The organism is Pseudomonas persica (genome assembly GCF_900291015.1).
Lineage (GTDB): Bacteria > Pseudomonadota > Gammaproteobacteria > Pseudomonadales > Pseudomonadaceae > Aquipseudomonas.
This window is the reverse complement of the sequence record NZ_OLKL01000079.1, coordinates 1-330: the sequence shown is the minus strand read 5'-3', so window position 1 is coordinate 330 and position 330 is coordinate 1. Positions and strand designations below refer to the sequence as shown.

The window sequence follows — 330 nt, the reverse complement described above, 5'->3', positions numbered from 1 at the left end:
ATGACTTAATTGTTGATAGCGCCGATGCATTGATGACAGACCCAGCCTCAGCTGCAGAATTTGTCCGCCGAACGGGGATAGACTCGCTGGCTGTAGCCATCGGAACGGCTCACGGATTATACAAAGCTGAGCCACAACTAGACTTTGACCGACTGGAGAAAATCCGTTCAATGGTTGATATCCCATTAGTTCTCCATGGTGCTTCTGGCGTTCCTGATGAGATGGTAAATCGATGTATTGATTTAGGTATTTGTAAGGTTAATGTCGCAACAGAGCTAAAGATTGCATTCTCTAACGCGGTTAAAGATCATTTCAGTGAACATCCTGACG

1 protein-coding gene is annotated in these 330 nt (G+C 45.5%); it reads left to right on the top strand.

The window, feature by feature from the left end:
- A partial coding sequence (locus FQ664_RS25775; protein WP_178091060.1) for a class II fructose-bisphosphate aldolase occupies positions 1-330 on the top strand: 330 nt, incomplete at both ends.